The organism is Mesorhizobium sp. M1E.F.Ca.ET.063.01.1.1, assembly GCF_003998155.1.
GTDB lineage: Bacteria > Pseudomonadota > Alphaproteobacteria > Rhizobiales > Rhizobiaceae > Mesorhizobium.
On the sequence record NZ_RZSC01000244.1, the window covers coordinates 1 to 7,933 of the forward strand.

The window sequence follows — 7,933 nt, forward strand, 5'->3', positions numbered from 1 at the left end:
CCTCCATGACGTTCGTGGACCGACCGGAACGCCGCACCCGCCTCGATGGCTTGCAACTGCTGCGGATCGCCGACCAGGAGCACTTTCGCGCCGGCCTAGGCGGCATGAGACAACACGCGCTCCAACTGGCGCGTGCCGACCATGCCCGCCTCGTCGATCACCAGAACATCCCGAGAGGTAAGGATCTCGCGGCCCTGTTGCCAGCCATGTTCCATGCTTGCGATGGTGCGCGACGCGATGCCCGATCCGCTTTCGAGATTTTCGGCGGCAATGCCGGAGAGCGCCGCGCCCCGGACCTCATAGCCCGCCGCCTGCCATGCCTCCCGCGCTATGCCCAGCATCGCGCTTTTTCCCGTTCCGGCATAGCCGACCACGATCCCCAGATCGCGACCGTGCGTGATATGCGCCAGCGCATCGGCTTGCTCGCCCGAAAGCAGAAGGCCACGTTCCTCCGCACGCGCCAGCGCCGCTTCGCGATCCGCGTCGTTTACCTCATGGCGTTCCCTCCCGGCCATGCGTTCGGCGGCGCGGTGTAGGCGCTGTTCGGCCTCGATCATGTCGCGAGTAGTGAAACGATCCACGCCGCGTCCGTCCCTGCCGAGTTCGACCAGAACAGGCGCGCTGCGCATCGCGTCCATGACGCCGTTGAACTGGTCGATCCCGTCGCTGTGCCGCTGCGCGAACATCGCCATGTCGCGGCGCGTAAAGGTCGATTGCTGACGCGTGATGGTGTCCAGCGCCAAAGAAGGATTGGCGATGATACGTTCGCCATTGCCGCGCGCGATCTCGCGGTGCATCTCCGCGCGATCGGCCTCGATCCCCTGATCCTCGATGCGATGCGCGGGCGCGCCGATCTGGCTTTGCGGCTCAAGCGCGATGCCCTGCGCCTCCAGGCTGCGATGGTCGATCCGCGCGTCGATGTCGAGTTCGGCCAGACGCTCGTTGGCGACCTCGGCCCAGCGTTCACGCCAGAGCTCCACCTTCTCGATGCGGTTCCAGTCCCGCACCTTCCGTCCGAAGCCGTTCTCGTTGACCGCGCGCATGGTCAGCATGACGTGGGCATGGGGTTTGGGCATGCCGTCCTCACCCCTATCCCAATGCACGTTGACGTCGGCGATCATGCCCTGATCCACGAATTCGGCCTGCACGAAGTCGCGGGCAAGTTCGATGCCCTGCGCTTGCGTCATCTCGCGCGGAATGGCGAATTCGATCTCGCGGGCAAGCTGCGCGTCCCTCCTGATCTCGAAAGCCTCGACATCGTTCCAGAGCCGTTCGCGGTCGCTCCATGATTCTGGCGCGTTCTCCGGCAGCATCACCTCGGAATGGACGACGCCGCGCTTGGCGGAAAAATCATGGCTGCGGTCGAGGCGCTCGTCGCGTAGGCGCGAGGCCGAGCGGTACGCGGCGGACGCCACCGCGCTGGACCCGGATTTACGGCCAATGACCTTGACGTGAAGATGATAGATCGCCATCGCGATCAGATCATTTGCACGGGCTATGCGCACGTCGGAACGACGTATAAGCGCGCCCTCCCTCGAAAAAATCTCGGGATGGACCAGCACGTCCCGGACTGTCTCGGCAACTCTGAAGCCTTCCGGCAGCCGCTCCCCTATCATCGCCGCATCGACCACAGATGGAGGCAGCCATGCGTAAACCACGGGACTTCGACGCGGAATTGAGGGTACTGGAGGACAAAGCCAAAGAGTTGAAAAACCGAAAGGTGCAGCAGCTTGGCGAACTGGTGATCGCCACCGGCGCCGATCAGCTCAGCACTGAAGAACTCGCCGGCGCGCTGGTCGCGATCGCTGAAACCAAAGACGCCGCAAAGTGTGAGGCATGGGCCAAGCGTGGAGCGATGTTTTTCGAGAGCCGGTCCAAGCGAACTGCTCCGGCATCTCAGCGCAACCCTCGTAGCGCTGCAGCGCAACCGGGCGGCACACAATCGCCGACAAGCGGCGCAGGCTCGTAATGACATGCGCACGTGGCAGGTAAAGCGCCGAAAACGCACTCGACATCTGATCGAACTCGGTGGTCTCGTCGTCAAGGCAGGCATCGTCGAGATGACCAATGATGATCGTACCGCCATATACGGCGCGCTTCTATGGATCGCCGCCAAGCTACAAAGTCATGAAGGCGAGCATGCGCGGGACCTATGGGCCGCGAAGGGGAAGCAGGCGTTCGATGCGGAGCGGATTGATGAACGAACAAGCGCGCAAACGTAGCAAAAGTTGGTGCAAGCGGCCGGCGGGCGCGAAGCCCCGAACAGCGTAGCCACGACCGCGTTGCGCCGACGGCCGACGCAGTGTGCAACGAGGTGGAATGTCTCAATTGGCTCGTGACCGGACTGGCATTTTGCGGAAGCGCGGCCGGGCTCGGCGAAGCCAACGTCAATCCCAACGGCCAAAGAGGCAAGGAGGATCCCCACAAAACGGATCCGAAGGAACTCGGCTATCTTCCGAACCGCTTCGTGCCGCAACAATCGCCTTACGAGCCGAAGCGCGGTTCCGTCATCACGGCGACCCACGTCGCCGGCATCAACTCCGACCTGCCTGGCCGCATCACCGCACAGGTTTCCCAGAATGTCGATGACAGCGCCACCGGAGACTACCTGCTGACACCTCGACGCACAAAGCTGTTTGGCAGCTACGACAGCAAGGTGTCAATCGACCAGAGCCACATTCTCCGACGTCATCTTCGCCGATGTCTTCGCTCCAGATCGGCGGCATGGGGGGCCGATGCGGCAGGCTAAGGCGGGTTTCGTGAAAGGTCCATCGCAAGTGGCTCCAAGGCTTCGGATCAGCAATCCTGATCGCCGTGATCGGGAGCGGAATCGACATGGCCCGGCTTGAGACTTGGAAGCTCGCGATGCAGGTCACGGCATCCGACGCGACGCGGCGGAACTTTACGGAAACCTTCGGCGTGTCGCCGATCGGACATCCAGCGGAACATGGACGTGCAGCCGACGCTCGAAGTTCGGCCGAGTTACAACTTCAGCGTTCTCGTCGACCAAGATATCGTGTCTGCAGTCCGCACCGCGGATAACTTCGACATACCAGCACCCAGCAAACCTTCCGGCGCGGATCCCGACGAGCTGGTGGCTGCGGTAGCGGAGGTACTCGCACCGCCTGACCTGCTCCCCGTTTTGTCCGCGCCTATAAGTTAGCCCTGTTCACGTTGGGGTAGCCGCGATGCTCGGCGATGATGTCGAGTTCCCGGGTGACACGTTCGCCCGAGATCGAGTTGTCGACGACGGTCGCCAGACACTCCCGGCTGAAGTCGTCGATGACGCACAATATCCGGAAGCGACGGCCGTCGGTCAGCGTGTCAGAGACGAAGTCGAGGCTCCAGCGCTGATTGGCATCCTGCGGGATCGCCATCGGTGCTCTCGTGCCGAGCGCCCGCTTGCGGCCGCCTCGCTTGCGCACCGTCAGCCGCTGCTCGCGATAGAGGCGGTAGACCTTCTTCCAGTTCACCGCCACCCCTTCGCGCTTCAGGAGCAGATGCAGCCGACGGTAACCAAAGCGCCGTCGCTCAGCCGCCAGTTCCCGCAGCCGCTTGCGCAAACCGGCATCATCTGGTCGCGATAGACGGTAGCGGTAAACCCGCGGCTCCATGCCGACGAGCCCGCAGGCCCGACGCTGCGAGTAGCCCTTGTTCTCGATCGCCCAGGTCACGGCGGTCCTCCTCGACCCAGGCGTCAGAAGTTTTTCCGAGCATCTCGCGCAAGGTCGAGACGTCGAGCATGGCATCGGCCAACAAGCGCTTCAGCTTGCCGTTCTCCTCCTCGAGGCTCTTCAGCCGCTTCGCCTCCGATACGTCCATGCCACCATACTTCGAGCGCCACTTGTAAAACGTCGCGTCGCTCACGCCGTTTTTGCGGCAAAGCTCCGTCGCCGAAAGCCCCGCCTGGTGCTCCTTCAAAATGCCGATGATCTGTTCGTCGGAAAATCTCGATCGCTTCATTGCTGTCTCCTCATCCGGATGACAGGATAACCTCAAAGCGAGGACATTTCAGGGGAGCAGGTCAATGAGACACGCATGAAGAACAGGCCGGTGTCCAGGCCGTCAAACTGGGAACTATCGATGATGTTGCAGCGGCTTTGAGCCAGATAACTGGAGATGGCCGCAACGATGCCGCGCGCCGACGTACACGTGACAGTCAAGACCAGGCTATTCGTCATGGTAGTCCTTTCATCTTGGGGCGGCCAGATCGGCTAGCCTCACTGAATGGAAATTGAATTCAGCAGTATTCGGCGCTGAGGTCGACTAATTCGTTCCAGAGGCTCTCGGCGAAGCCGCGCAGCGCCATGAGTTCGAAAGTGTTCTCGGACATGCGCGTGACGTGTGCGGAGATGTGGCCGAACAGCGTCGTCGTCGCATGGCCAATCGGGAAAGCGATCTTGGAAAGATCAGCTGCCGTGCTCTTAGCCAGCACGGATAACATCTTTGTGCCGGAGATAGCCATGCGCACACGGCCGTGACTCTGATCGACGACATCGGCAATTGGCTTCAGCCTATTTGCCAATTCAGCAAGCGCGGCCGGTAACATCGGTTCGTCGCCAACCATAAACCACTGGCCGGGAGAGATGGCCCGCACAGCGAGGGCATCACACCCGATCATGGTGATTAAGGCCTCGGCAGAACCGTCCCGTGCTTTTGTCGATAGGATATGCAAGACATGACCTTCCGGCTGGGCATGAAGCACCAGGCCGACGGAGTTGATGGGGGCCTTGCCGTCAAGTGCAGCGCGGTGTTCGATCGCAAATACGGACATCGGGACCTCAGGCTTTCAGTTTTTCGTTGCTCGGATCGACAAATGTTGGACTGCAAAGTCGCGCGGTCGTGTACTCGTCGCGAATGCCGTTCCACACCTGCACTTCCTCGCCATGACGCGATGCGCCGCGCTTGACGAGCGCCAGGCCGATGGTCGAGCCGACATGCGGAGAGTAGCAGCTCGAACTGACGTGACCCTGGTCGTTTTCCAGCGTTGCAGGCGCACCCTTCTCGAGAATGTGCGAGCCGCTGCGAAACGATGAGGTACGGTCGAGCGGTAAGATGCCGACAAGCTGATGGCGGTCCGGGTCGTTGAGGCCTTCGCGTTCCAACATACGCTTGCCAATGAAATCAGCCTTTGTGGGAGAGACCATCCGGCCGAAACCAAGATCGCCAGGCACTATCGTGCCGTTGATCTCATTGTGCGTGACATGTCCCTTTTCGATACGCAGTACCGATAGCGTCTCAACGCCATAGGCACAGATGCCATGTTCCGTGCCGGCGTCCATCAGGGCATCCGCCACCGACTCTCCGTAACCCGCGGGTACGGCCAGTTCATAAGCCAGTTCGCCGGAAAAGGAGATGCGAAACAACCGCCCCGTCAGCCTGCCTTCGAATAGCGAGACTTCTTTGACTCCCAGAAACGGGAACGCATCGTTGGAAATATCCTCATCAACGATCTTTTGGAGAATGAGACGCGCCTTTGGACCGGCGATTGCCATCTGTGCCCATTGGTCGGTGACGGAAGCAAGTCTCACGTCGAGCTCCGGCCACAACGCCTGTGCGCAGAATTCCAGATGGTTCATGACGCCGGCCGCATAGGCGGTGGTTGTCGTCATGAAGAAGCGGTCCTCGTCGAGCCTGCTGGTTGTACCGTCATCATAGATAAAACCGTCTTCGCGCAGCATGCCGAAGCCGACTGCCCATATCATCGACTGGTTCCACATCGCCATGAAGGTCCAGCCGATGCAGCAGATCGCCGATCATATGGCTCGATCCCGATCGGGTCTCTCTGAAGCGTTTCCCGCAATCGACCGTGACATCAGAGCGGTGAAGTGGCGCCTGTGGCATGGGCGGGTCGATCGCGCGATCACCGATCTGGAGCAACTCTTGGAGAGGGTGAAGGCTTCGCAAGGAGGCAACGAGTTCTCCATGGCCCGCCTTCAAAGCCTCGGCTTGCAGCTCCTAAGCTATATCCGTTCGCACCTCGGCGCGATCGTCAACTATGGCAAGCGCTATCAAGCCGGGCTTCACGTCGCAACGACTCTGGCTGAATCGGCAGTGAATTCACTTGTCGGCAAGCGGATGGTCAAGACACAGCAGATGCGGTGGTCGCTCCGCGGTGCTCGCATGCTCATGCGGGTCAGGACGGCAGATCTCAACGGCGAGCTTCCCAATCGATTGCGGGCGCCCTTCCTACAGCCAGAGTCGAAGGTGCCACCACTGTTCAAGCCCAAACCGCCTCTCCTGCGCGCCGCCTAACCCCAGAGAAGTTACCGGTCTCCCCCTTTTTTGCAAAGGTGCGGCTACAATAGCGGCAGACGGATATTCTATTGCTACTCCGTAGCTTGCGCATCACACGGAAATGCGGCTACCAGTACGGCAAATAGTGAAGGGGATTGGGATGGAGGTGGATCGGAAATTGATCGATCATGCCGCCGCGCAGCATGATGTGAGCGTGGCCGTGCTGGTGGCACTGCTGGAGCTGTCGTCTGAATTTCCTGACATGGGCGCAAGGGGAGCGAAGCCGCGCTTGCTTGCGCGGGTGTCCGAAATTGTCGAGGCGGCGGTAGAGGCGCGTGGCGCGTGAGGTTTCTCCGATTCGAAGTGCAGGACATGTTCGCTTATCGCGAGTGCAATCGAATTGAGTTTTCCGAGTGCACGCTCGAACGCAACATCATCGTGGTCTCGGGACGCAACGGTGCCGGAAAGACGAGCTTGTTGAATGCCGCGAAGTTGTTGTTTCTCGGCGCAAACTCTGAGTCCATGCGGCGCATTCGCGTCGGCGACGTACCATTGAATCCAAAACAATTCATGATCGGGGTGCCCGGTCGCTGGTACGGCGTCTTCCCTCGTGACGGTCGCCGCGATGGTATGATCGCCCGGGTCGCTTTGTTTTGGGAAGAAAGTGGTGCTGCTTACTCGGCCGAACGAACCTTCACGCTAACCCGTCAGGGCAACGACTACACCGAAAAGCTCCAAGTTACACGCAACGGCCGCACGCTTAGCGAAGAAGATGCGGACTCGCGCCTTCAAACGCTGCTTCCGAACGAAGTGGTCCCTTTCTTCTTCTTCGACGGTGAGCAGATCCAATCCCTGGCCGATGCCGATGTGGGTCGCGAGAGTGCGGAGATCGAACGCCTGCTTGGCCTTTCCTTTCTTAACGATATCGATCGTCAGCTCGATGTGTATGTCAAGGAACGGCGCAAAGCAGGCCTGCCTGAAACCGTGCGTCACCGCATCACGGAGATGGAAGGCGAGCAGAAAACTGAGGAAGCCCGTGCCGAGAGCGCGCGACGGTTACGCATCGCGTTAGAAGAGGAGATCGCGGACCTCGAAACCGCCAAGGCGCGGGCCGAAGAAGCGCGCAAAAAGCTACGCAGCGGACTTTCGGAGGAAGAGCGCTCCAAGATGGGAGCGCGAATTGAGAACCTTCGTCGACAACGTGAAGCCCTGGCTACACAGATCGCTAGTAAGCTGCCGCTGGAGGCACCGTTCCTAACCAATCATGGCCTTGTGGAACAGGCGTTCCGCACATTGGACGACCAACTGAAGGCTGGCACTGCCGCCAGTCTGGCCAATCGGCTCCACGCAGATCTGCCGCCGGGGGTGGTCGCGCTCCTTGCCTCCCTCGAACCCAGTGTAGCGCTCCACCCGCCTCAATCGACCCAGTTGACCGAAGGTTTGGGCGGGCTCCTCACCAAAATAGGAGTTCCGGTCGGCTCATTTGACCATCCCCTTTTCGCTTCGGTCGCGCATTCGCTGAGGCAGCAGCTTCGCGATCGTTTTCTTACTTGGCGTCAAAGTGGCCAAGAGACATTTGCAGCACATGCCGACTTGCTGCGCCAGATGCGCGCTCTCAACATTCAACTGCGTCAAGCGCAGCGCGATCTTGACGACGCGGATGTTGTGTCCGACGAGGCAAAGCGGCGCTACGAGC

Annotated in this window: 7 protein-coding genes and 4 pseudogenes; 6 read left to right on the forward strand and 5 right to left on the reverse strand. The window is 60.5% G+C overall.

From position 1 onward, the window contains the following. A pseudogene (gene traA / locus EOA29_RS18050) lies at positions 1 to 1,472 on the reverse strand (Ti-type conjugative transfer relaxase TraA); the annotation flags it as partial. A gap of 173 nt (positions 1,473 to 1,645) precedes the next feature. Between traA and EOA29_RS18055 the strand changes: the two are divergent. The 3 genes from EOA29_RS18055 (at position 1,646) to EOA29_RS43065 (ending at position 2,749) form a co-directional block, all read left to right on the forward strand. Then, positions 1,646 to 1,969 (forward strand): conjugal transfer protein TraD, encoded by a 324-nt coding sequence (locus EOA29_RS18055; RefSeq protein WP_127221229.1) that lies wholly within the window; start codon positions 1,646 to 1,648, stop codon positions 1,967 to 1,969. Between the two features lie 4 nt (positions 1,970 to 1,973). Then, complete coding sequence (locus EOA29_RS18060; protein ID WP_127221230.1) at positions 1,974 to 2,222, forward strand: conjugal transfer protein TraD; 249 nt, start codon at positions 1,974 to 1,976, stop codon at positions 2,220 to 2,222. Between the two features lie 113 nt (positions 2,223 to 2,335). Beyond that, positions 2,336 to 2,749, forward strand: a complete 414-nt coding sequence (locus EOA29_RS43065; protein ID WP_245468485.1) for a TrbI/VirB10 family protein — start codon at positions 2,336 to 2,338, stop codon at positions 2,747 to 2,749. 427 nt (positions 2,750 to 3,176) lie between these two features. On the opposite strand, the pseudogene EOA29_RS18070 reads toward EOA29_RS43065, so the two are convergent. The 4 genes and pseudogenes from EOA29_RS18070 to EOA29_RS18085 all read right to left on the reverse strand — a co-directional run. Further along, positions 3,177 to 3,963 (reverse strand): annotated as a pseudogene (locus EOA29_RS18070) (IS3 family transposase); the annotation flags it as partial. A 65-nt stretch (positions 3,964 to 4,028) separates the two neighbouring features. Beyond that, positions 4,029 to 4,181: pseudogene (locus tag EOA29_RS18075) on the reverse strand (ACT domain-containing protein); the annotation flags it as partial. Positions 4,182 to 4,240: 59 nt separating this feature from the next. Further along, positions 4,241 to 4,774, reverse strand: coding sequence for a sarcosine oxidase subunit gamma family protein (locus EOA29_RS18080; RefSeq protein WP_127221231.1), 534 nt, complete (start codon positions 4,772 to 4,774; stop codon positions 4,241 to 4,243). Positions 4,775 to 4,781: 7 nt separating this feature from the next. Continuing rightward, positions 4,782 to 5,687, reverse strand: a pseudogene (locus EOA29_RS18085) (glycine cleavage T C-terminal barrel domain-containing protein); the annotation flags it as partial. Between EOA29_RS18085 and EOA29_RS18090 the strand changes: the two are divergent. The 3 genes from EOA29_RS18090 to EOA29_RS18095 all read left to right on the forward strand — a co-directional run. After that, positions 5,680 to 6,255 (forward strand): hypothetical protein, encoded by a 576-nt coding sequence (locus EOA29_RS18090; protein ID WP_189478919.1) that lies wholly within the window; start codon positions 5,680 to 5,682, stop codon positions 6,253 to 6,255. The pseudogene EOA29_RS18085 and the gene EOA29_RS18090 overlap by 8 nt on opposite strands. Before the next feature lie 160 nt (positions 6,256 to 6,415). Further along, a complete protein-coding gene (locus EOA29_RS41485) occupies positions 6,416 to 6,583 on the forward strand; it encodes a hypothetical protein (protein ID WP_189478920.1) in 168 nt (55 codons plus the stop codon). Between the two features lie 26 nt (positions 6,584 to 6,609). Beyond that, a partial coding sequence (locus EOA29_RS18095) for an AAA family ATPase (protein WP_145969695.1) occupies positions 6,610 to 7,933 on the forward strand: 1,324 nt, incomplete at its 3' end.